Raw genomic sequence first — 21,188 nt, forward strand, 5'->3', positions numbered from 1 at the left:
GAACCGCCGCCGTCAGTTGCTCTCGACGGCCGCCAGTTCGCTCTTCCATACGCGGAAGCCCTCCTCGGTGCGTCCGCGACGCCAGTAACCCGAGATCGACGCGCGTGCCGGCGGTACGGCCCGTTCCTTCCGCAGGTACGGCCGGATGTGCTTCATGACGGCCTCGGCCTCACCGTGCACGAAGACCTGCACGTCGCCGCCCGGCCAGGGCAGGGCCTTCACCGCTGCGACGAGCGGCGAGTTGCCGTCGATCAGGTCGGCACCGGCGTCACCGGCCGCGACACCGCGATGGAGCCACGTGATGTCCACACCCGCCGGCGCGTCGAGTTTCAGTTCGTCGCCTGGACCGATGACCTCCAGGAAGACCGCGCCCCGCGCGTCGGCGGGCAGGTCCTCGAGCGCAGTCGCGATCGCAGGGATCGCGGTCTCGTCGCCGGCGAGCAGATGGAAGTCGGCGGAGCGATCGGGCCGGTATCCCGCGCCGGGTCCCCGCACCACGACCTGCGTGCCCGGTTGCACCGAGTGAGCCCACGGCCCCGCGACACCCTCGTCGCCGTGCACGACGAAGTCGATCCAGATCTCCCCGGCGTCCGGGTCCACGCGCCGGACGGTGTAGGTGCGGACGACCGTCTCGTCCCCCGCGGGCAGCTCGATCTTCACGTAGCTGTCGGTCTCCGCACGGGCCTGGAACTCGCCGAAGCCGTCTCCGCCGAGCACCACGCGGACGAAGTGCTCGCCGATCGCCTCGGTCCGCAGAACCGTGAGTGTCGTCCCCATGGGCGCTTTCCGTGCCACCGAACCTCCTATTAGGGTTACCTATCTCGCGTCACCGTACTCTGTCGCGGGGTGCGGCGGGGAGGTCACGATCGGCGAGGCTCTAGGCTCGAGAACATGAGCACCACCGCGGCCGACATCGCCACATGGATGACCGACATCATCACCACCGAACGCAGGGTCACCCAGACCGACATGGTCGACGCGATCGAGGCCAAGTTCGGCTCCGAGTGGATCTACGTGAACGACAACGGCCACCCCTCGATCGACCGCGCCGTCCTCAAGGAGTTCCGCAAGGCCCACCGCGGTGCCGTGAAATGGGACCGCGAGGACCGCGCTTGGTACGTCGAGGACGAGCCGACCGCCGACACCTCGGCCGAGTAGGCGGTCCTCCTCCGAATTCACCCTCGCGCGTCCCCGCGAAACGTCTCGGAGTCTGTGAACATACGGTCACGACTCCTTCGCGCGACCGTCTCCGGCACCGCCGGGCGGATCGGCGCGTCGGCGGCAGGTCGGAGGGCGCCGGGTGGACATCGAGAACGTGCGGGAACCTACCGTTCCCGCTCGCGAACTGGCGACGATCTGTGTGCTGGCGATCGTGGCCGGCGCCGTCATCGGCGTCGTCGGCGGGGCCTTCCGCTGGTGCCTGGAACGGCTCGAGCGATGGCGGATCCACACCGCGGAGTGGGCGCACGAACTTCCCGGTCCGGGATGGCTCGTGCCGGTGGGAATCACGATCCTTGGCGCTCTGCTCGCAGCGCTGATCGTCCGGATGGTCCCCCTCGCCTCGGGTAGCGGAATCCAGCACGTCGAAGCCGTCGACCGCGGGCAGGCCGAGCCCCCACCTCTGTCGGTGCTGCCCTCCAGATTCGTCGGGGCGCTCCTGTCGATCGGGTCGGGTCTCGTCCTGGGACGGGAGGGCCCGATCGTGCACATGGGTGCCGCGGTGGGCGCCGAGACCGCACGCTGCGCCCGGCGTCCCGAGCACGAACGTCTGCTGCAGACCTCGGTGTCCGGTGCCGGACTCGCGGTCGCGTTCAATGCCCCGATCGGCGGTGCGCTGTTCGTCTTCGAGGAGGTCACCGCCAGCTTCCGTTTCCGCACGGTCGTACCCGTCGTCCTGTCGGTGGCCGCCGCGGTGGTGTGCTCGCGGACGATCGTCGGCGACACCCCCGACTTCGCCGTGGACCCCATCGCTCCCCCGTCGATCGTCCTGCTGCCCGTGTTCGTGGTGTTCGGTCTGCTCACCGGACTGCTCGGCGCGGCCTACAACCGGATGGTCCTGGGCTCGCTGAGCGTGGTGGAGTCGGTCCGGTCGCTCTCCCCGGTGATGAAGGCTGCAATCATCGGCGGACTCGTCGGGTTGTTGTCCGTGGTCGCACCGTGGGCCGGCGGTGGCGGCGACTCCCTCGTCCAGCACGTGGTGAGCGGTGGTGCGCTCGCACTGCCGGTGGTCGCCTGGTACGTCCTGCTGCGGTTCGTCGCCGGCCCGCTGTCGTACGCGGCCGGGACACCGGGCGGACTGTTCGCGCCGCTCCTCGCACTGGGCGCTCTCTGGGGTCTGTTGTGCGCCGGGATCTGTACCGCGATCGTCCCCGGGATCGGGTCGTCCCTGGCCGTGCCGATGGCCATCGCGGGGATGGCCGCTCTCTTCGGCGCGTCGGTGCGGGCCCCGATCACCGGAGTCGTCCTCGTCGTGGAGATGACCGCGGCGACGGGAGTGACGGTCCCGATGCTCGCCGCGACGATCTGCGCCGTCGTCGTGGCGTATTCCACGCGGGTCCCGCCCATCTACGACAGCCTGCGCGACCGCATGTTCGGCACCCCTCCCGACCGGGGGTAGACCGCCCCGGGCGTCGATCCGCCGTCACGTCCGCCGCCACCCTCCGTCCGTCACCACCACCAGACCGTCGAGTTCGAGCAGGGGCAGCGCCGCCCGCACCCGCTCGATCGGCAGCCCCGCGGACTCGGCCACCATCGCCGGATCACAGACATCCGACGCCGGAAGCGCCTCGTAGACCAGGGCCATGTCGCCCGACAATCCGTCCAGGTCGCGGCGGAACAGGCCGTCGAGGTCGTCGTCCCCGCCCGCCAGCAGCGGACCGCACTCCTCGACGACGTCGCGCGCCGCGCCCACCAGACGCGCCTCGCCCTCCCTGATCATGCGGTGACAGCCCTGCGAGGCCGCCGAGGTCACCGGTCCGGGCACCGCCATGACAGGCCGCCCGAGTCGTCGCGCCCACGCCGCGGTGTTGCGCGCCCCGCTGCGCCAGCCCGCCTCGACGACGACCGTGCCGGCGGACAACCCCGCGATCAGCCGGTTGCGGGCGAGGAACCGGTACCGCGCCGGAGTCGTGCCCGGGGGATACTCGCTCACCACCAGACCCGATTCGGAGATCCGCCGCAACATCGTCGCGTGTGCCGCCGGATACGCCCGGTCGACACCGCAGGCCAGGATCGCGACGGTGGTGCCACCCACCCCGAGCGCCGCGCGGTGTGCGGCCGCGTCGACGCCGAAGGCCGCGCCGGACACGACCGTCCATCCGTCGGCGGCGAGATCCCCGGCGATCTCGGCGGTGACGTGCTCCCCGTAACCGCTCGCGGCGCGGGTCCCGACGATGCCGATCGCGCGTTCGGCGAGGTCGTCGATCCGCCGGCTCCCCCACACCCACAGCGCGAGGGGTGGCCCTTCGGCGTCGGTCGCGGTGTCGAGAGTGCCGAAGCCGAGCATCTGCCAGGCAGGCCATTCGTCGTCGTCGGGCGTGACCAGTCGCCCGCCGGCCCGTCCCAAACGATCGAGATCCCGTGCCGCGGTATCGAGGTGTGCCCGCACCGAGTACCGCGACGAGAGTTCGTCGAGGCCCGCACCCGACCGGATGGCGGCTGCCACCTCGAGTACACCCTCGGCTTCCACTGCCGCCGACAACGAACGTGACGCACCCTGTGCGACGGTCGACAGATAGGCCCAGGCCAGGCGCCGTTCGTCGCCGTGCCCGCTCATGCGACACCCCGATCCCGGAAGTCGAGTGCGGCAGCGACGTGCGTCGCCGTCGGCGAATCAGAACCGTCGAGGTCGCTCAGCGTCCACGCGACCCGCAGTGCCCGATCCGCTCCTCGCGCGGTGATGGCGCCCTTGCGCAGCGCCCATTCGACGGGTTCGAGCGCAGCACGTGGAAGACGGAACTTCTGCCGGAGAGCCGGCCCGGGCACCTCGGCGTTGGTGGCCCAGCCGTGCTCGGCCCACCGCTCGCGTGCCGCGGCTCTCGCCCGGGCGACACGCGCCCGTACGTCGTCGGTGCTCTCGCCGGTCTCCCCCATCAACGCGCTGGTCGCGACGGCTTGCATCCGGACCCGCAGGTCGACGCGGTCGAGGAGCGGGCCCGACAGACGCCCCAGATAGCGGCGACGTGCGGTCGGCGCACACACGCAGTCGGCGTCGCGTGGTGGTGCGCACGGGCACGGGTTGGCGGCGAGGATCAGCTGGAAGCGGGCCGGATATCGCGCGACACCGTCCCGGCGGGCGATGCGCACCTCCCCGTCCTCGAGCGGCGTCCGCAGCGCTTCGAGTGTCTTCGTCCCCATCTCGGCGACCTCGTCGAGGAACAGCACGCCACGGTGTGCCCGGCTCACCGCGCCGGGTTTCGCCATGCCGGTACCGCCTCCGATCAGCGAACTCACCGACGCCGTGTGATGGGGCGCGATGAAGGGCGGCTCCGTCACGAGCGGCCGGTCGCTGGTGAGGGTGCCCGCCACCGAATGGATGGCCGTCACCTCGAGGGCGTGACTTTCGTCCAGGTCCGGCAGGATCCCCGGAAGTCGCTGCGCGAGCATTGTTTTCCCGATTCCCGGCGGGCCGGTCAACATCAGGTGGTGCGCGCCGGCCGCAGCGACCTCGATCGCGCGACGCGCTTCGTGCTGGCCGACCACTTCGCTGAGATCGCCGCGCACCGCCCGCGGTGGCAGCGCGCGCGGATCGGGCCGTTCGAGCGGACCGTCGCCCTGGAGCCAGAGCACCAACTCGCGCAGTGTCTCGGCGCCGTAGACGTCGATGCCGTCGACGAGCGCCGCTTCGGTCATCGTCGCGGTCGGCACCACCACGCGCGACCAGCCGTGTTTCTTCGCCGTGAGCACGGCGGGCAGCACACCGCGCACCGGCCTGACGCGCCCGTCGAGCGCGAGTTCGCCGAGCAGCACCGTCCGGGAGACGGCCTCGGTCGGCACGACATCCGCTGCGTCGAGCACCGCGCACGCCAGTCCGAGATCGTAGACACTGCCGACCTTCGGCAGCGTGGCCGGCGACAGTGCGAGCACGACCTTCGAATCCGGCCACTTGGCACCGGAATTCGACACGGCGGCGCGCACCCGGTCGCGCGACTCCTGGAGCGCGGTGTCGGGCAGCCCGACCATCGTCACGCCCGGCAGACCTCGCCCGATGTCGGCTTCGATCTCGACGACCTGCCCGTCGATCCCGGAGACGGCGACCGACCAGGCACGGCCGAGCGCCATCAGAGGACCTGCTTGCGATGGGTGATCTCCGGGGCGTGTCCCCGCGCGAGCAGGACGGTGACCACATCGACGCGGATGTGCGACCAGCGGCGCGTCTGCTCGGACAACCACAGTCCGGCGAGGCGACGGATCCTTTCGGCCTTCGCGGGCGTCACCGCCTCGGCGGGGGTGCCGTAGCCGGTGCCGGTGCGGGTCTTGACCTCGACGAAGACGACGGACGCGCCGTCCTGTGCGATGAGATCGAGTTCGCCGTATCGGCTGCGCCAGTTCCGTTCGAGCACGACCATGCCGGTCGACTCGAGGTATTCGGCGGCAAGATCCTCGCCTCGCGCGCCCAGATCCCGGTTGTGTGATGTCCGATTGGTCCCCTGCATGCCCCCACTGTGGAGGACCGGGACACGCGGAATCGGGGTCCGAGCACGAAGATCGGGGAAACTGTGGATGAGTGCGGTGCCTGTGCACAACGGCGGGCGACGAGCCACGGAGAACGGCTCGGTGTCGGCGCCCCGGCTAGGATGCGGCCGCTGTGCGCAGGGTCATCCCCGAGGGCGTCAGCCCAGCTTGTCGGGCAGTCTCAGTTCGGGCTTGTCGAGCTCTTCGATGTTGACGTCCTTGAAGGTGATGACACGGACGTGCTTGACGAAGCGGGCGGGACGGTACATGTCCCACACCCAGGCGTCGGACATGCGCACCTCGAAGTACACTTCGCCGTTGGCGTTGTGCGGCAGCAATTCCACCGCGTTCGCCAGGTAGAACCGGCGTTCGGTCTCCACGACGTACGCGAACTGACCGACGATGTCCCGGTACTCCCTGTACAGCGAGAGTTCCATCTCGGTTTCGTACTTCTCGAGATCCTCGGCACTCATCGGTCTCGGTGTCCTCCCAGTCTGGTGTGTCCTGCAATCATCCCGCATCCGCCTCGTCGGTGAACAATCGACGCCCCAGGTCGTCTGCATACGATCGACGAACCAGGTCGTCGGCATACGATCGACGAACCAGGTCGTCGGCGAACAGCCGACGTCGCACTGCGGGCACTCCGCACACCGAGCGCACATTGGCCCACGACCGCCGGTGCTGCGGCGACGGGCCGTGCTCGGCCAACGCCGCCATGTGCGTCGGAGTGCTGTAGCCCTTGTGTACTGCGAAACCGTACTCCGGTAGCTCGCCGTCGAGGTCGACCATCATGCGATCGCGTGTGACCTTCGCGAGCACGCTGGCCGCCGCGATGCACGCGGCCGCCGCGTCGCCGCCGATCACGGGCAGCGACGGCGCGGGCAGTCCGGGCACTCGGAAACCGTCGGTCAGCACGTAACCGGGCGGAGTCGACAGACCTGCCACCGCGCGTCGCATGCCCTCGATGTTGGCGACGTGGATGCCGATCGCGTCGATCTCCTCCGCGGGGATCACCACCACGCTCCACGCCCGGGCGCGTCGCACGATCACCGAGTACAACTCCTCGCGGGTGCGTTCGGTGAGCTTCTTCGAATCGTCGAGCCGGTCGAGCGACGCGTGCGGCCGGTCGCCGAGCACGCACGCGGCGACGACGAGCGGCCCGGCGCAGGCACCGCGGCCGGCTTCGTCGACCCCCGCGACCGGACCGAGACCGCACCGCGCGAGCGCGGACTCCATGGTGCGCAGTCCGGAGGAGCGACGGATCACGGGTCGAGGTGGCCAGGCAGTCACGAGGGAAGGATCTCCGGTGAGTCGATGAGGCCCCATCGGCCGGGAGGCAGCACGATGAAGCGGGCTTTTCCGATGACATTGTCCAGCGGGATAGAGCCCTGGTGCTCGTCCCCGACGTGGTAGCGCGAGTCGGCCGAGTTACTGCGGTTGTCGCCCATCACCCAGACGTGGTCCTCGGGCACGGTGACGGGCCCGAAGCAACGCCCGGAGGGGACTTCGGTCTCGCAGGTGACGACACCCGGGGTGAACGGGAAGTCCATGGTCACGTACGGCTCGTCGAGCGGGACACCGTCGACGAGGACGCGGCCCTGGTCGTCGCAGCATTCCACCGTCTGCCCGCCGGTCGCGATCACGCGCTTGACGAGGTCGTTCTCGTCCGGCGGCACGACGCCGACGAGCGAACCGATCTCCTGCAGTCCCCGCACGACGACGTTGTCGGAACGGGTCGAGGTGTAGCCGGCCGACCACGAGTCGGGGCCTTCGAAGACGATGACGTCGCCGGGACGGGGGTCGGTGAAGCGGTATCCCACCTTCTCGACGACGATGCGGTCGCCGGTGCAGCCCGGGCAGCCGTGCAGTGTCGGCTCCATCGACTCCGAGGGGATGAGATAGACCCGCGCCACGAAGGTCTGCAGCAGGAAGCTCAGGGCCAGTGCGACGACGACCAGGATCGGCAGTTCACGCCAGAACGACTTCTGCTTCTTCGCCTTCGGGGCGGTGTCCTTCGCTGCGGGGTCCTCGCGCCGGTGGTGTGCACCGTCGGCTCGATCGCTCCGAGCCGAACCTCGAACATCGTTGCGGTTCACATCCGGTCGAGCCGGATCGTGCGGGGAATCTGCCACCTCGACAGACTAGCGTCTGCGGCACGGCGGCCCGCCGAGGACGACCGTCGACCGGACGGGAGAGGGACAGACCGCTGCCCACAACGACGACGACCCGGCCGGGACGGAAGTCCGGGCCGGGTCGTCGGATGCTGTATCGAGTGGCTCGGGAGCCGTGCCGAGCAGCCCGAGGGGCTGGTCAGCGGCCGAAGATCAGCGCTTCTCCTTGATCTTGGCAGCCTTGCCGCGCAGCTCACGCAGGTAGTAGAGCTTCGCGCGACGGACGTCGCCACGGGTCAGCACGTCGATCTTGGCGAGGTTGGGGCTGTGGACCGGGAAGGTGCGCTCCACGCCGACGCCGAAGGAAACCTTGCGGACGGTGAAGGTCTCGCGGATGCCGCCGCCCTGACGCCGGATCACGACGCCCTTGAAGACCTGCACACGCTCCTTGCTGCCCTCGATGACCTTGACGTGCACGTCGAGAGTGTCGCCGGGACGGAAGTCCGGGATGTCGTCGCGCAGCGACTTGGCGTCCAGAAAGTCCAGGGTGTTCATCGGTTTTTCATCCTCTTGTTCGCTCGAGCAGAGGAACCTGGCGGCGACCGCCGTGTGGCGGGCTCGACCGGTTCGTGCCCAGGTCAGGTAGGCGTGCCCGAACGGGGCAACCCGTCCATTGTGCCAGACGGAACACCGATCGATGAAATCGGCGGTGGCGCCGGCTTGACGCGACGGTCCAGTTCGGCCTCGGTCGCGGTGCGCGAGTGCTCGACACTGCCCCGCACGGTTTCGAGCGTCGGTGCGCCCGCGACGAGATCCTGCACGAAGATCTTGGCGCGGATCACCGGGCGCCGCAGTCGACGTTCGCGTTCGAGCGCGCGCGCCATGCGACGGGGCCGCTTGCCGTACCGCCAGCGAGCCCAGGGCGCGCCGGGCCGGGAGAGCCGGATCGCGCCGACCCACAGCAGCGGAACGACGAACAGCCCCACCAGGCCCGTCCAGATCTTTCCTTTCACCAGGACGATCGCGGCGAGCAGGAGGTTCACGAGCACAGCCACCACCAGCGCGGCCCGTCCGGCCCAGTCACCGCTGTCCTCGAAGTTCGTGGTGTCCCCGAGTTCGAACGGTCGCAGACCGAGCAACCACATCCCGGTCACGGCGATCGCCACGAAGACGGCGTCGACGGACACCCGTCCCTGTTCTTCCCAGTACACGTCGTTCAGATAGAAGATCAACGCGAACTCGTCGAGTGTCAGTGCGGCGCCGACTCCGAAGAGCGCCGCGAGGATGCACGCGGCGACGCGGTTCGCGTCCTCCGAGATCGCGATCAGTCCCCCACCGGCGATCACCATCGTGACGACACCGAACACCACGTGGTGCACGTGCTGACCGCCCGGGGTGATGTTGCCGGGCCACCAGCGCACCTGCGCGCGGATCAACCGCACGCTGATCCGGATGAAGACGAACGCGGCCACGAAACCGAGCAGGAAGAACAGCAGCGGCAGGCGCCCCTGATCGACGATCTCGCGCCGCATCCAGTCGAGCATCACCGGATCACCCCGGCCACCGTGGATCTCATGTCCACAGCATTGCAGGAGTGACCCGGTGATTCGCGTCAGTTGTTGCCGAAACCGGCGCGTCGCAGGGCGTCGGCCAAGGATCCGGAGGCGGCCGACGTCGAACGGCGGTCGCCGCCACGCCCCTGCTGCCCACGATTGCCCTGACCGCTGCGTCCACGACCGCCGCCCTGGTTGCCGCTGCCCTGACCTCCGGGGCGACGGCCACCTCCGCGCGGCTGGCCGCCCGACTTCTCGGCGCCCGGGGTGGGGACCTCGTCGTCGAGGCGCAGCGTCAGACCGATGCGCTGGCGCGCGACGTCGACCTCGAGAACCTTCACCTTGACGACCTCACCGGACCGGACGACGTCGTGCGGATCCTTCACGAAGCTGCGCGACATCGCGGAGACGTGCACGAGGCCGTCCTGGTGCACACCGACGTCGACGAACGCACCGAAGGCCGCGACGTTGGTGACCACTCCTTCGAGGACCATGCCGGGCCTCAGGTCGGCGACCTTCTCGACACCGGCGGCGAACGTCGCGGTCTTGAACTCCGGACGCGGGTCGCGGCCGGGCTTCTCGAGCTCGGAGATGATGTCGGTGACGGTCGGGACACCGAAGCGGTCGTCGGCGAACTCGTCGGCGCGCAGCTTCCGCAGGGTCGCGATGTTGCCGAGCAGTTCGCGGACGCTGCTGCCGGTCCGGTCGACGATCCGCCGCACCACCGGATACGCCTCGGGGTGCACCGCGGACGCGTCGAGCGGGTCGTCGCCGTTGGGGATGCGCAAAAAGCCCGCGCACTGTTCGAAGGCCTTCGGGCCGAGTCGCGGAACGTCCTCGAGCGCTCGCCGTGCACGGAACGGACCGTTCTGGTCGCGGTGGGCGACGATGCTCTCCGCGAGCGAGCCGGTGATCCCCGAGACCCGCGACAGCAGCGGGACAGATGCCGTGTTGACGTCGACGCCAACGGCGTTCACCGCGTCCTCGACGACCGCGCCCAGCGACCGCGCGAGCATCGTCTCGGACACGTCGTGCTGGTACTGGCCGACCCCGATCGACTTCGGGTCGATCTTGACCAGTTCGGCGAGTGGATCCTGCAAGCGGCGCGCGATGGAGACCGCACCACGGATGGACACGTCGAGATCCGGGAGTTCCTTGGTGGCGTACTCGGAGGCCGAGTAGACGGACGCGCCCGCCTCGGACACCACGATCTTCGTCAGCCCGGGCACCTTCGCCAGCGACACGAGTTCGGCTGCGAGAGCGTCTGTCTCACGCGACGCCGTGCCGTTGCCGATGGCGATCAGTTCGACACCGTGCCGCGCGACCAGCGCGGCGAGCACCGCGAGGGCCTCGTCACGCTTGTTGTGCGGCTGATGCGGATAGATGGTGGCGTGGTCGACGACCTTGCCGGTCGCGTCGACGACGGCGACCTTCGTGCCGGTGCGGTAGCCGGGGTCGAGGCCCATCGTCGGTCGCGTTCCGGCCGGTGCGGCGAGCAGCAGGTCCTTGAGGTTGGCGGCGAAGACGTCGACCGCGTCCTTCTCGGCGGACTGCCGCAGCCGCATCCTGATGTCCAGCGACAGCGACATCTGCAGCTTGGTGCGCCACGCCCACCGCACAGTGTCGAGCAGCCACTTGTCGGCGGCGCGTCCCTCGTCGGCGATGTCGAAGCGCGTCGCGATCCGGCCCTCGTAGTAGGTGCGCTCACCGGGCACCGGCTCGTCGATCTCGGGATCGAACGACAGTGACAGCACCTCCTCCTTCTCGCCGCGCAGGAGGGCGAGAATGCGGTGCGAGGGCAGCTGGGTGAACGGTTCCGAGAACTCGAAGTAGTCGGAGAACTTCGCGCCGTCGTTCTCCTTGCCGGACCGCACGGTGGAGCTCACCTTGCCGCGCGTCCACATCGCCTCGCGGAGCTCGCCGACGAGGTCCGCGTCCTCGGCGAAGCGTTCGACGAGGATGGCGCGCGCACCGTCGAGCTGCTCGGAGGTGTATCCGGCGGGGTCGGTGGTGGGGTCGCCGATGAGCGCGTCGGCGACGGGTTCGTGACCGGCCTCGCGCGCGATCTGCGCCTTGGTGCGCCGCTTCGGCTTGAACGGCAGGTAGATGTCCTCGAGCCGCGCCTTGGTGTCGGCGAGCATGATCTGTCCGCGCAGCGTGTCGTCGAGCTTGCCCTGCGCCTCGATCGATTCGAGGATCGCGACACGGCGCTCGTCGAGTTCACGCAGATAGCGGAGGCGTTCCTCGAGGGTGCGCAGCTGGGCGTCGTCGAGCCCGCCGGTCGCCTCCTTACGGTAGCGCGCGACGAACGGCACGGTCGCGCCGCCGTCGAGCAGTCCCACGGCCGCAGCGACCTGGTCTTCGCGGACGTCGAGTTCCTGGGCGATCCGCTGGTTCACGGTGTCGAGTTCGGTCGTCACGTCGAACGACCCTACAGTTGCCGTCCCCCGCCCGCGCCTGTGACCGTGGGGCGCCTGCGCGCGTAACGGCACTCGCGCTCGCGAGCGGGGTCCGTGCAGGCTGCCGGGTGGACCGGCGCTATCGTCCACAGCACAATGGAATGCAGGAACCGGACATGAAGCACGGGCGCGGACGCGCACGATCGGGCGCGATGATGCTGTGCGTGGCCACCGCACTGGCCGTATCCGGCTGCGAATCGATGGACTCCCATCCGCTCCCGCACGAGGCGCTCGGTCTCGCCTCGGTGACGGACACCGATTCCGACGAATCGACCGTGACGCTGTCGACGGCCGAACTGCCCCGACAGATCGACGCGGCCGTCGCGCTCGCCGACAGCCGCGGAGCGCGCCTGACTGTCGCCGTGCTCGACCGTGAATCCGGGACCCGCGTGCTCGGCGGTTCGGACGAACCCTTCGAGACCGCCTCGACGGTGAAGCTGTTCATCGCCGAGGAGGTCCTGTACCGCGAGGTGACGGGCGAGGCGACGCTCGCCGACGAGGACCACGAGTTGATCCGGTCGATGCTGCGGTCGTCGGACGACAACGCGGCGACGCTGTTGTGGGAGACCTACGGTGGTCCCGAGATCGTCGAGCACGTCGTGGAGCGGCACAACCTGACCGGCACAACTCCCCCGGATCCGGGGTCCTGGTGGTGGAACACGACCACGACGGCGTCGGACCTGCTGACCTGGTACGACGATCTGCTCGGCGACAGTGCCTCCGGTGATGAGAGCGCGGCCCGGATCGTCGGCCATCTGGTGGAGTTCACCGACGAGGGCATCGACGGATACGACCAGCGTTTCGGGCTTCCCGAGGATCTCGGCGACTCCACGGACCTGGGTGTGAAGCAGGGGTGGATGTGCTGCCCGGCCGGTGAATGGCTGCACCTGTCCACCGGGTTCTTCGGCGACGACCACCGGTACGCGGTCGTGGTCGCGGCGCGGGAGACCGTCACCTACGAAGAGTCGGATCCCTTCTACGACACCGGTTTCCTGCCCGACACGGCGATGTACGACGCGACGGACGACGGGAGCGCGCAACACGCGCGCGAGACCGTCACGCTGGCGGTCGAGACGACGCTCGGAAGCGCGCACCGGCCCTGAGGACCGTCGGGCCCGGCGTCAGTCGTCGGACGGGAGCAGATCGGGTCGTCGTTCGCGGGTGCGTTCGAGCGACTGCTCGTGGCGCCAACGAGCGACCTTGCCGTGGTCGCCGGACAGCAGCACCGGTGGCACCTCGAGGTCGCGCCACACCGCCGGCCGAGTGTAACTCGGCCCTTCGAGCAGTCCGTCGGAAAACGAATCCTCTTGATGCGACGCCTGATTGCCGAGTACACCGGGCAGCAGACGGACGACGGCCTCGACCATGACGAGGACGGCGACCTCCCCACCGATGAGGACGTAGTCGCCGATGCTCACTTCTTCGACGCGCACGCGCCGCGCGGCATCGTCGAAGACGCGCTGGTCGATTCCTTCGTAGCGGCCGCAGGCGAAGACGATCCGCTTCTCCTTCGACCACCGTTGTGCGGTGGCCTGATCGAAGCGGCGACCGGCGGGCGTCGGGACGACGAGCAGTACGTCGGGATCGGTTTCACCGTCGGGCCCGGCGAGCACGTCGTCGAGCGCCGGTCCCCACACGGTGGGTTTCATGACCATGCCCGGTCCGCCGCCGTAGGGCGCGTCGTCGACGGCCTTGTGCACGTCGTGCGTCCAGTCGCGCAGGTTGTGCACACCGACGGAGATGAGCCCCTTGTCGATCGCCTTGCCGAGCAGGGCGACGCGCAGGGGTTCGAGATATTCGGGGAAGATGGTGACGACGTCGAGCCGCACGGACTACTGCTTCCCCTCGGTCGACTTCTTCTTCTTGGACAGCGGTTCCCCGAAGTCGGGGTCGAGGAGTCCTTCGGGCGGATCGATCTCGATCACGCCGTCCCGGACCGACACCGTCGGGACGATCTCGGTGACGAACGGGACGAGTAACTCTCCGCGCTCCTGGCCGGCTGGCCGGATCGACAGCAGTTCACCGGCGGCCGTGTGCAGGACCTCGCGGACGGTGCCGACCTCGGTTCCGCCGTCGGGGCGACCGGCGACGATCCGCACCGTCAGCCCTTCGAGTTCGTGGTCGTAGAACTCGTCCGGGTCGTCGGACGGCGGAAGGTCGGCGCTGTCGACGACGAACAGCACCCCGCGCAGTGCGTCGGCGGCGTCGCGACCGTCGATGCCCTGCAGGCGCAGCAGAAGCCGCCCGGAGTGCTCCCGGGCGGCTTCCACTGTGTACTCGTGCAGGTGCCTGTCGCGAGGCTTACGGCCACGCAGGACCGCGCCGACGGCGAAGCGCTCTTCGGGTTCGTCGGTGCGAACCTCGACGACGACTTCGCCTCTGATGCCGTGCGACTTGGCCACACGGCCCACGACGAGCTCCATCGACGCTCGCCTAGCGGTCGGTGTCGACGACGTCGACACGGATACCTCGGCCACCGATTCCGGTGACGAGGGTCCGCAGCGCGGTCGCGGTGCGACCGCCGCGGCCGATGACCTTGCCGAGGTCGTCGGGATTGACGTGCACCTCGACGGTGCGGCCCCGACGGCCCGCGATCAGGTCGACGCGGACGTCGTCGGGATGGGCGACGATTCCACGAACGAGATGCTCGACGGCATCGGCGACCACGGCGCTCATTACTCGGCGGCCTCGGTGGACTCGGCCTCGGTGGCCGCCTCGGCGGTCTCTTCCTTGGCAGCCTTCTTCTTCTTGGGCGTGACGGCCTCGGCAGCCGGCTCGTTCTCGGCCTGCGCGAGGGCGGCCTGGAACAGCTCGAGCTTGGACGGCTTCGGCTCCGCCTTCTTCAGCGTGCCCTCGGCACCCGGCAGGCCCTTGAACTTCTGCCAGTCACCGGTGATCTTGAAGAGGTTGAGGACCGGCTCGGTCGGCTGCGCGCCGACGTTCAGCCAGTACTGCGCACGCTCCGAGTCGATCTCGATCAGCGAAGGCTCTTCCTTCGGGTGGTACTTGCCGATGGTCTCGATGGCCCGGCCGTTGCGGCGGGTGCGCGAGTCCGCGACGACGATGCGGTACTGCGGGTTGCGGATCTTGCCGAGACGGGTGAGCTTGATCTTGACAGCCACTGCTGTGTTCTCCTTCGGGGTGCGCCGAGGCGCGTGTCACGTGCAATTCGGACGACGCGCCCTTCTGGCACGCCCGGTTTTGCCTCTAGCCTGTGACCGCCGCGCGGTACGTAACCGGATGCGACGACAGCGAACCATTCTGCCAGACGCGCGAGCCAGGACGAAACCGGCACCCGGTGACTCCGCGCACCCTCTCTACAGCCGCGGGGCGCCCCGAGACCACCCGGCCGCGGAGCACCACAAGATCGGGACGCGCGGCCGCGGGGTCGCTGCGCGGATCCTCCCGGTACACGACGAAATCCGCCGACGTCCCCGATTCGAGACTCGGGTGCCCGAGCCATGCGCGGGCCTTCCAACTCGCCGCAGCGTACGCCTCGGTCGGGTCGAGACCCACGCGCACGAGCGATGCGATCTCGTCGGCGATGCGCCCGTGCTGCACCTGGTGCCCGCGTAGATCGGGATGCCGGCCTCGTGGGCAGCAGCGCCGATGGTCCCGTCGACGCGCGCGTACCGTACAGAGTGCGCATGTGCGCCGCATACACCGGGAATCGCGTCGCCGATGAGTTTGACCCAGCCGTCACCGGCCCGGGCCTGACGGGCCACTTCGTCGGGCAGCTACGACTCGTCCTCGAGGTCGACGGGTGTAGGGATGCAGCGAAGACTGGCCGGACACGCTGCTGCACATCGACAGATCCCGGGTGTGTCAACAGTACTCGTGCAAATGCGCGACTCGGTCGACCGCAGCGCCGATCGTGCGCGGCGGCAGCGTGTCGGGCACGCTGGCAGGGTGACAGAGCCTGACCAGGTGTGGCGTCCGCAGACTCGGCTACCGGTGTTGGTGACCACCGTGTCGATCGAAGACGGGGAGACACCGCCCCCGGAGGTCGGTGCCGTCGCGGTGTTTCCGTTGTTGTTCGAGGAAGATGCCCGCCGATCCGGCGGATCCGTCGATTGTCACGCTTGGCGCTGTGGCCGAGCCCCTGCATTCGGGAAAGCCCGCGTTGCAGCAGCCCGGGGACGGACGGCAGTGGTGGGACTGGACGGTGCTGCTGCGCGGTGTGGGGTGGACGGCGACCTGGTACACCCGTCGTCCGGTGCTCGGTCAGGTCGAGGTCACCGGCCGGTTGATCGGTGATCTGTCCTACGCCACTATCGGGCGGATCCGCGGCCGGGTCAGGCGTATTCGCGTCGCATCCGATCGGTACCGGCGCGAGGTCGATCAGCCGCACTCGCCGTTCAGGCCGGTGCCCGGCACCCGCCGCTATCGGCAGGTCACCACGTCCCCACGATCGTTCGCCCATGTTGCCCGGCCCAGCGGCCCCGACCCGCTGGTCGAGCGCACTCACGAGGTGGGCGTGCTGGTGGATCTCGACTTGACCGATGTGCCGCCACCGCCGCTGCGGCCGAGCATGATCCCCGCCGCGATATCCGCGCACGAGTCGGACCTGTGGATCGCCGACCGTGAACTGCCCCTGGTCGTGCATCTCGACGCCGACCGGCGCGTGCGCGAATACACCGTGCCCGGGCAGATCTTCGATACTCCGCCGGCCGATCGCACCCGTTCGGTGTGGGCACACGCCGACGGCTGCTGGGTGGGCGGCTGGGACGGAATCTTCCACTGCACCCGGGGCGGCACCGTCGAGACAATTACCGATACACCGATTCGAGACGGCGCAGCCCATGCCCAGACCCTGCTCGCCGTGGCGGTGCCGGACCGCGGCACCGCCGAGCTGATCCTCGCTCGCCCCGGCCAGGACCTGGTGAGGCATCCTGCCGAGCAGTGGGGCGACCTCGAATCGATGACCACCTGCGAAGGTGGGTTTGTCCTGCTGTTTCGCCGGCGTGACCCGAGCACCGGCGCGCTCGGAGCGGCGCGCCTGGTCCGGGTCGATCTGCACGCCGCCGTGACCGTCGGTGCGCCGCTGGAGACCGCGGGGATGTCCTATCGGCCGTTTCTGACGGGCCTTCCACCGACGATCGTCGACGGCACCTTCGCATACCGGATACTCGACGATCTCACCCTCGCCCAGCCGAACTCGCTGCCTGATCATGTCCTCGGCGGCGGACAGATCGATGACCTGCTCTGGATCGTCGGCCATCCCCCGGACGGTTCCGGCCGTAGGCAGTGGTGGCCACTGCCGGGGCCGGCCGTGTATCCCGCCGATCACCATCAATACTGGCTGTTCACCCGCCTCGATCCGGTCACCTGGGAGCCGATCGCCAGCATCCCGATCCGCAGTCCCCGCCCGGACGTCACCATCGACGGAGCCGGCACCGTGTGGGTCACCGCTGCGGGCGTGCATGCCTTGCCGCACCAGCACATGAACCCGCCGGAACTGCTCGATGTCGCCGAACTCCTCGACCGCTCCCGCCTCCGGTAGCCGAGCACTCACGAGGCGCAGGTCCGTGTACGCACGCCGCCCGATCACCGGTCCGGCCGCGTCCGCCCACCTCCATTCTCCTTGCTCCGCAAGGCAGACCAGTGGTTCGAGGGGGCTACGCTCCTACATAGACCGTGGCACGTTCACAGCACGCGGGAAAACGCAGGTCGGGCGCAGGAACACCGCGGCGGCCACGGGGCGAGCCGATGATTCAGTCGTCCTCCCAGACCAGTTTGTGCAGACGCATCGCTTCGATCAGATCGGAATCGTGCTCCTCGACAGGGCCGTAATCCAGCACCGTGACGTTCTTGCTGACCGGCCCGTCACCGGGACGCTCGTACAGCGCCCAGAGCACCAACCCGTCACCGTGCCAGGACTCGAACTCGATGCCGGCCACCGGCTCACCGCCGGGATCGGAGAGAGTGTTGATCCACTGGGAGATCGCCCGGGTCAGGGCACGCGGGCGGGCATTGCGGATCGCCGCGGTGTCGAGGTCGAGCAGACCGTGTCGGATCGCATGGGGCCGGACAGGGTGCGCAGGGTGGCCACCGATTCGGGGTCGCCGGGCACGACGCAGCGGACATCCCCGCGCGAGGTGGAGATCAGCGTGCGGTCCGGTGCGCTCATCCGACCGTCGCGAACTGCCGGGCAGCGGCGAGGACCTTCGGGCCGACGTCGGACAGCTCGCCTTCGCGCAGCAGCAGCGCCGGCGGGCGGTCGTCGAGGATCGGGTTCAGGCCCTGGAACCACGTCTGCGCTACGGCGGGGGTGTCGCGTTCGGCGATCAGCCGGGCGGCGCGGTAGGCGATGCGCAGGCGTTCGACGTCGGTGTCGTTGTTGATAGTGCGGGTGCCCTCGGCCCACTGGCGGACCGCGCGGGTTTCCTTGACCTTCCCCAGGTAGGCGACGAGCTTGGCGCCGAGCAGGTCGCGCAGTGCGGTGACCAGCTGTGATTGGGTCATGCGGGCGGCGTCGTTGTAGGCGGCGAGGTCAGGGCATGGGTGTGCGGCTGTCATAACAATCCACCTCCTGATCACAGGGTAAATCACAGTCTTGATGCCGTCGAATTTCCCACCTCGAGTGACTGTTCAGGGTTGATTCTTCGAGTGTCGGTCCGTGCGAGCTTCGCCGAGTACGGCGCGGGCAACGACTCTGAACATGCAATGTGTCACCGCGCTGAGCGCCTACGGATTCCAGGCCGTGCCTCACCAGCGTGGACGCGACTCTGCGGTGACTCCAACCGCAGATCGTCGTCTGTGTGGCTGTGAGTCAGTCGCTGGGGGTGGACGCGGCGGGGTGTGTGGTCAGGGCGGGCAGGACCGTGGCCATGATCGAGGCGGCGAACTCGGTCATCGGCTGCTGGGGATGGTCGGGTCCGTAGAACTGTTCGAGGAACGCCCGTAGGTAGCAGGCACCGGCGATCGATGCGGCGACTCCGTCGATGGGGGCGTCGGCGGCCACGGTGCCGGCGCGCTGTTCGTGCTCGAGGAATCGGGCCACGGCGGCGGGCAGCAGAGCCGGGCCGGCGCCGTGCGCCTCCTTGACCGACAACGGCTGGCTGCACCTCGATCCGGTCGCCCCGGGCACCACCGCCATGCGGATCACCGATGCGGGCCGCGAGCTGCTCGAGCAGATGAGCCGCACGCACGCGCGCACCGCGCAGACCCTGACCGACGGCGTCTCCACCGAGGACTACGAGACCGTCCTGCGGACGCTGGCCACGATGCTCGACAACCTCGACGCGGCGACACCACGATCCGAGACGAACCCGACCGGATGATCGCCCGGAAGTGCTTGTCCACCACGATCGGCGGATGCTCCACGCGGGTCTGCGTGCCAACACGGCCGGGTGGGTCTTGGCTATGGTGCCGAGATGACCACTGCCGATGCTGCGCACCCCTCGTCCTCCACCATCGACCTCGAGGGCAGAGTGTTCACCGGTGTCAGCAACTCGCCCACCGGACAGGTCAGTAGCGCCACACGTTTTCGGTACCACCAGGACAACGCTGTCATCTGGGCCGACTACGACGGCGGAGAGATAGTGCGGGGTTTCCTCGTCGGGACACGTGACGGTGAACGGCTGCACTTTCGCTACACCCACCTCAGTGTCGACGGCACTACCGCGAGTGGAGTCTGCGACAGTCGGATCGAAGTGCTCACCGACGGTCGCCTACGCGTAGAAGAGAACTGGGCCTGGGAATCCCGCCCCGGAAAGGGTACGAGCGTGATCGAAGAAATCCGCTGACCCGTCGGACCCGCTGCATCGACGGACGCCTACAGCACGAACGCGAACCAGTACGGGATGCGCTGCGCTCTGCGTAGATGACACGTCCCCCGCACCCCCGGGTGGAGAGCGCGCCGGCGGACACAGAAACGAGCCCAACCTCGGCGGTGGTCACGGCGTCGAGGGCCGTCCCGCGGCCGCGCGGGACGATCCGGCGTCGGTCGCGGCGGGATCGAGGACCACTGCGCAAGGAAGCGGCCGTCGGCGGAGACCCGGATCGACATTGCGATCGCCGGCGCGACCGCCGGACATCGCCTGGCCGGGATGGAGCGAACCGTAAGAGACCGCAGAAGGTTGTCGTGGACGGACCTGATCCCGGTATGGACGACGTCATCGAGTCCGTGATTCGTTGTGGCGGCAGCGCCGGCTATCAGATGGGACTCGACGATGCCGGCCAACTACAACTGACCGCAACGGACGATACGCCCGTCGATCCACCGGTGAAATTCGTCTTCAGTGAGCAGGAACTGTGGGACTACTACGTCAGCTGCACCGCGCCCTCCTCGATCAGCCGGGACACCGTGGGAAACATGGCTCATGTCGATCCCGACTCGTCTCGACGAACCTGCCTGGAAGGCAACGACTCTGAACATGAAATGTGTCATCGCGATCAGCCCCTACGGATTCCATGCCGTGTCTCGATCGACGTGGGCGTGACACTCGTGATTGGTCGAATGTGCGCTGGACTGCCCCGACGGCATGGGCCCCTCCGACGCGGTCGAAGCGGTGTCGTTGCTCAGTTGCATCCGCGATCGCGCAACCATCCCAGTGCGGCCACCTCCGCGCCGTCGCTGGAGGTGCGGTGATCGGCAGCGACGGGTTCCTCAGCGAGATTGACGCCGTCGCGGTCGACATACGTACTCTCGGTGAGAACCAACAGTGCTCCGTCGTAGAGCGGGTGCACCGAATTCGCTGACGTGTATCCCGCGCTGTCCGCCCCGAACGACCGGGCGTTGTCGAGACCACGGAACGCCGTGAGCACCGCCTCACCACTCGAGACCGTGTCACCGTCTTGGAGCACCACAACAGGCTGATCGGCGATCTTCGCGACAGCACCGACCGAGATGACGGTCCCGCCCATCCCGGCACCGTCGTCGAAGATGGTCACGGGCATGTCCTCGCCCGCGCGGGTGCGAAAGGTCATCGCGGTCCCGTTCGGTAGCAGCGGGGTCAGGCCGGACAACATCGGGTACATCGTGCCGCCGGTGTTGCCGCGCAGATCGACAATCCACCCGCAGGTCCGATCCGCCGCGCCGAGAATGCCGACCGCCGCGGCGTCGGCGTAGCGCTGCTGCAACTCGTCCGACACCGCACCCAAGGCAGGAATCGTCACGGTGGTGATGCTGTCCACTGTGGTGACCGTAGGTTCGGAAAGCTCGGCGGTGGCAGCCGAGGACGACCGGGCCGCTTTCGCCGGATCGAGGAAGACCGAGTGCTTCCCACCGGCCACTTTCACCGCCGCCGCCAACGGGCCATGCAACTCCTGGATGCTCGCAGCGCCGTCGGCGGCAGCCTGTACGCGGGCCCGCCGCGCGTCCCACTCCAGACCGGTCGCGTAGTAGCCGTTCTCCCATCAGGTCCAAAGCGATCTCGGCGTAGCGCTGC

At 68.8% G+C, this 21,188-nt stretch carries 25 protein-coding genes and 1 pseudogene; 6 read left to right on the top strand and 20 right to left on the bottom strand.

All coding sequences use genetic code 11. The features are described from left to right. Nucleotides 1-12 precede the first annotated feature (12 nt). Nucleotides 13-777, bottom strand: a complete 765-nt coding sequence (locus M3330_RS02575) for a siderophore-interacting protein (protein WP_033096505.1) — start codon at nucleotides 775-777, stop codon at nucleotides 13-15. 114 nt (nucleotides 778-891) lie between these two features. Here M3330_RS02575 and M3330_RS02580 point away from each other — a divergent pair, with 114 nt between their 5' ends. Together M3330_RS02580 and M3330_RS02585 are read left to right on the top strand one after the other, a co-directional pair. Then, on the top strand, nucleotides 892-1,158 hold the full coding sequence (locus tag M3330_RS02580; protein ID WP_006550968.1) for a hypothetical protein: 267 nt from the start codon (nucleotides 892-894) through the stop codon (nucleotides 1,156-1,158). A gap of 142 nt (nucleotides 1,159-1,300) precedes the next feature. Further along, a complete protein-coding gene (locus M3330_RS02585; RefSeq protein ID WP_255026883.1) occupies nucleotides 1,301-2,617 on the top strand; it encodes a ClC family H(+)/Cl(-) exchange transporter in 1,317 nt (438 codons plus the stop codon). Between the two features lie 24 nt (nucleotides 2,618-2,641). Here the strand turns inward: M3330_RS02585 and dprA are convergent, their stop codons facing one another. The 9 genes from dprA to M3330_RS02630 form a co-directional block, all read right to left on the bottom strand. After that, on the bottom strand, nucleotides 2,642-3,775 hold the full coding sequence (gene dprA, locus M3330_RS02590) for a DNA-processing protein DprA (RefSeq protein WP_033096503.1): 1,134 nt from the start codon (nucleotides 3,773-3,775) through the stop codon (nucleotides 2,642-2,644). After that, the gene (locus tag M3330_RS02595; protein ID WP_006550965.1) at nucleotides 3,772-5,280 is read right to left on the bottom strand and encodes a YifB family Mg chelatase-like AAA ATPase; all 1,509 of its coding nucleotides are present in this window, start codon (nucleotides 5,278-5,280) and stop codon (nucleotides 3,772-3,774) included. Before M3330_RS02595 ends, dprA begins: the two co-directional genes overlap by 4 nt. Then, complete coding sequence (locus M3330_RS02600) at nucleotides 5,280-5,654, bottom strand: YraN family protein (RefSeq protein ID WP_006550964.1); 375 nt, start codon at nucleotides 5,652-5,654, stop codon at nucleotides 5,280-5,282. Before M3330_RS02600 ends, M3330_RS02595 begins: the two co-directional genes overlap by 1 nt. Nucleotides 5,655-5,831: 177 nt before the next feature. Beyond that, nucleotides 5,832-6,146, bottom strand: a complete 315-nt coding sequence (locus M3330_RS02605; protein ID WP_006550963.1) for a DUF2469 domain-containing protein — start codon at nucleotides 6,144-6,146, stop codon at nucleotides 5,832-5,834. Between the two features lie 37 nt (nucleotides 6,147-6,183). After that, nucleotides 6,184-6,963: a ribonuclease HII gene (locus tag M3330_RS02610; protein WP_255026890.1), complete on the bottom strand. Its 780-nt coding sequence runs from the start codon at nucleotides 6,961-6,963 to the stop codon at nucleotides 6,184-6,186. Beyond that, nucleotides 6,960-7,769 carry a signal peptidase I gene (lepB, locus tag M3330_RS02615; protein ID WP_039586960.1) on the bottom strand — a complete coding sequence of 270 codons (810 nt, stop codon included), beginning with the start codon at nucleotides 7,767-7,769 and terminating at the stop codon, nucleotides 6,960-6,962. Before lepB ends, M3330_RS02610 begins: the two co-directional genes overlap by 4 nt. 228 nt (nucleotides 7,770-7,997) lie before the next feature. After that, the gene (gene rplS / locus M3330_RS02620) at nucleotides 7,998-8,339 is read right to left on the bottom strand and encodes a 50S ribosomal protein L19 (RefSeq protein ID WP_006550960.1); all 342 of its coding nucleotides are present in this window, start codon (nucleotides 8,337-8,339) and stop codon (nucleotides 7,998-8,000) included. An 83-nt stretch (nucleotides 8,340-8,422) separates the two neighbouring features. Next, nucleotides 8,423-9,328 (bottom strand): hypothetical protein, encoded by a 906-nt coding sequence (locus M3330_RS02625; protein WP_033096501.1) that lies wholly within the window; start codon nucleotides 9,326-9,328, stop codon nucleotides 8,423-8,425. A 68-nt stretch (nucleotides 9,329-9,396) separates the two neighbouring features. Next, nucleotides 9,397-11,757 carry a Tex family protein gene (locus M3330_RS02630; protein ID WP_255026892.1) on the bottom strand — a complete coding sequence of 787 codons (2,361 nt, stop codon included), beginning with the start codon at nucleotides 11,755-11,757 and terminating at the stop codon, nucleotides 9,397-9,399. Between the two features lie 155 nt (nucleotides 11,758-11,912). Between M3330_RS02630 and M3330_RS02635 the strand changes: the two genes are divergently transcribed. Then, nucleotides 11,913-12,899: a hypothetical protein gene (locus M3330_RS02635; RefSeq protein ID WP_247848876.1), complete on the top strand. Its 987-nt coding sequence runs from the start codon at nucleotides 11,913-11,915 to the stop codon at nucleotides 12,897-12,899. A gap of 18 nt (nucleotides 12,900-12,917) precedes the next feature. Here M3330_RS02635 and trmD read toward each other — a convergent pair whose 3' ends face one another. The 5 genes and pseudogenes from trmD to M3330_RS02660 form a co-directional block, all read right to left on the bottom strand. Then, nucleotides 12,918-13,625, bottom strand: a complete 708-nt coding sequence (gene trmD / locus M3330_RS02640) for a tRNA (guanosine(37)-N1)-methyltransferase TrmD (protein ID WP_006550956.1) — start codon at nucleotides 13,623-13,625, stop codon at nucleotides 12,918-12,920. A 3-nt stretch (nucleotides 13,626-13,628) separates the two neighbouring features. Continuing rightward, nucleotides 13,629-14,219 carry a ribosome maturation factor RimM gene (gene rimM / locus M3330_RS02645; RefSeq protein WP_247848875.1) on the bottom strand — a complete coding sequence of 197 codons (591 nt, stop codon included), beginning with the start codon at nucleotides 14,217-14,219 and terminating at the stop codon, nucleotides 13,629-13,631. Nucleotides 14,220-14,229: 10 nt separating this feature from the next. Next, nucleotides 14,230-14,472, bottom strand: coding sequence for an RNA-binding protein (locus M3330_RS02650; protein WP_006550954.1), 243 nt, complete (start codon nucleotides 14,470-14,472; stop codon nucleotides 14,230-14,232). After that, nucleotides 14,472-14,918, bottom strand: coding sequence for a 30S ribosomal protein S16 (rpsP, locus tag M3330_RS02655; RefSeq protein WP_255026893.1), 447 nt, complete (start codon nucleotides 14,916-14,918; stop codon nucleotides 14,472-14,474). The genes M3330_RS02650 and rpsP overlap by 1 nt, the downstream gene beginning before the upstream one ends. A 208-nt stretch (nucleotides 14,919-15,126) precedes the next feature. After that, nucleotides 15,127-15,560, bottom strand: a pseudogene (locus M3330_RS02660) (hypothetical protein); the annotation flags it as partial. A gap of 245 nt (nucleotides 15,561-15,805) precedes the next feature. On the opposite strand from M3330_RS02660, the gene M3330_RS02665 reads away from it, so the two are divergent. Continuing rightward, nucleotides 15,806-17,299, top strand: coding sequence for a hypothetical protein (locus M3330_RS02665; protein WP_255026894.1), 1,494 nt, complete (start codon nucleotides 15,806-15,808; stop codon nucleotides 17,297-17,299). 211 nt (nucleotides 17,300-17,510) lie between these two features. Here the strand turns inward: M3330_RS02665 and M3330_RS02670 are convergent, their stop codons facing one another. The 4 genes from M3330_RS02670 to M3330_RS02685 all read right to left on the bottom strand — a co-directional run bounded on the left by M3330_RS02670 (nucleotide 17,511) and on the right by M3330_RS02685 (nucleotide 18,850). Further along, on the bottom strand, nucleotides 17,511-17,696 hold the full coding sequence (locus M3330_RS02670; RefSeq protein ID WP_006551243.1) for a hypothetical protein: 186 nt from the start codon (nucleotides 17,694-17,696) through the stop codon (nucleotides 17,511-17,513). A 53-nt stretch (nucleotides 17,697-17,749) separates the two neighbouring features. Next, nucleotides 17,750-17,926: a hypothetical protein gene (locus tag M3330_RS02675; RefSeq protein WP_019289107.1), complete on the bottom strand. Its 177-nt coding sequence runs from the start codon at nucleotides 17,924-17,926 to the stop codon at nucleotides 17,750-17,752. Then, entirely contained in the window at nucleotides 17,923-18,315 is a 393-nt protein-coding gene (locus M3330_RS02680) for a hypothetical protein (protein ID WP_252174095.1), read from the bottom strand. The genes M3330_RS02675 and M3330_RS02680 overlap by 4 nt, the downstream gene beginning before the upstream one ends. Before the next feature lie 253 nt (nucleotides 18,316-18,568). Continuing rightward, on the bottom strand, nucleotides 18,569-18,850 hold the full coding sequence (locus tag M3330_RS02685) for a hypothetical protein (protein WP_006551241.1): 282 nt from the start codon (nucleotides 18,848-18,850) through the stop codon (nucleotides 18,569-18,571). Here M3330_RS02685 and M3330_RS02690 point away from each other — a divergent pair. Then, nucleotides 18,840-19,079 carry a hypothetical protein gene (locus tag M3330_RS02690; RefSeq protein ID WP_138842649.1) on the top strand — a complete coding sequence of 80 codons (240 nt, stop codon included), beginning with the start codon at nucleotides 18,840-18,842 and terminating at the stop codon, nucleotides 19,077-19,079. The two genes, M3330_RS02685 and M3330_RS02690, sit on opposite strands and share 11 nt — an antisense overlap. Nucleotides 19,080-19,172: 93 nt before the next feature. Then, a complete protein-coding gene (locus tag M3330_RS02695) occupies nucleotides 19,173-19,544 on the top strand; it encodes a hypothetical protein (protein ID WP_255026896.1) in 372 nt (123 codons plus the stop codon). Nucleotides 19,545-20,319: 775 nt separating this feature from the next. Here the strand turns inward: M3330_RS02695 and M3330_RS02700 are convergent. Continuing rightward, nucleotides 20,320-20,934, bottom strand: coding sequence for a S41 family peptidase (locus M3330_RS02700; RefSeq protein WP_255026897.1), 615 nt, complete (start codon nucleotides 20,932-20,934; stop codon nucleotides 20,320-20,322). Nucleotides 20,935-21,188: the final 254 nt, after the last annotated feature.

The sequence above is a fragment of the Rhodococcus sp. GA1 genome (assembly GCF_024321955.1).
GTDB lineage: Bacteria > Actinomycetota > Actinomycetes > Mycobacteriales > Mycobacteriaceae > Rhodococcus > Rhodococcus pyridinivorans.

Excerpts from the sequence above, each read along its gene's own strand:
- M3330_RS02595 (WP_006550965.1), bottom strand. The coding sequence starts at position 5,280 with ATGGCGCTCGGCCGTGCCTGGTCGGTCGCCGTCTCCGGGATCGACGGG.
- M3330_RS02650 (WP_006550954.1), bottom strand. The coding sequence starts at position 14,472 with ATGAGCGCCGTGGTCGCCGATGCCGTCGAGCATCTCGTTCGTGGAATC.
- rimM (WP_247848875.1), bottom strand. The coding sequence starts at position 14,219 with ATGGAGCTCGTCGTGGGCCGTGTGGCCAAGTCGCACGGCATCAGAGGC.
- dprA (WP_033096503.1), bottom strand. The coding sequence starts at position 3,775 with ATGAGCGGGCACGGCGACGAACGGCGCCTGGCCTGGGCCTATCTGTCG.
- M3330_RS02605 (WP_006550963.1), bottom strand. The coding sequence starts at position 6,146 with ATGAGTGCCGAGGATCTCGAGAAGTACGAAACCGAGATGGAACTCTCG.
- M3330_RS02575 (WP_033096505.1), bottom strand. The coding sequence starts at position 777 with ATGGGGACGACACTCACGGTTCTGCGGACCGAGGCGATCGGCGAGCAC.
- M3330_RS02600 (WP_006550964.1), bottom strand. The coding sequence starts at position 5,654 with ATGCAGGGGACCAATCGGACATCACACAACCGGGATCTGGGCGCGCGA.
- M3330_RS02695 (WP_255026896.1), top strand. The coding sequence starts at position 19,173 with ATGACCACTGCCGATGCTGCGCACCCCTCGTCCTCCACCATCGACCTC.
- M3330_RS02675 (WP_019289107.1), bottom strand. The coding sequence starts at position 17,926 with ATGAGCGCACCGGACCGCACGCTGATCTCCACCTCGCGCGGGGATGTC.
- M3330_RS02680 (WP_252174095.1), bottom strand. The coding sequence starts at position 18,315 with ATGACAGCCGCACACCCATGCCCTGACCTCGCCGCCTACAACGACGCC.
- M3330_RS02635 (WP_247848876.1), top strand. The coding sequence starts at position 11,913 with ATGAAGCACGGGCGCGGACGCGCACGATCGGGCGCGATGATGCTGTGC.
- M3330_RS02625 (WP_033096501.1), bottom strand. The coding sequence starts at position 9,328 with ATGCTCGACTGGATGCGGCGCGAGATCGTCGATCAGGGGCGCCTGCCG.
- M3330_RS02580 (WP_006550968.1), top strand. The coding sequence starts at position 892 with ATGAGCACCACCGCGGCCGACATCGCCACATGGATGACCGACATCATC.
- rplS (WP_006550960.1), bottom strand. The coding sequence starts at position 8,339 with ATGAACACCCTGGACTTTCTGGACGCCAAGTCGCTGCGCGACGACATC.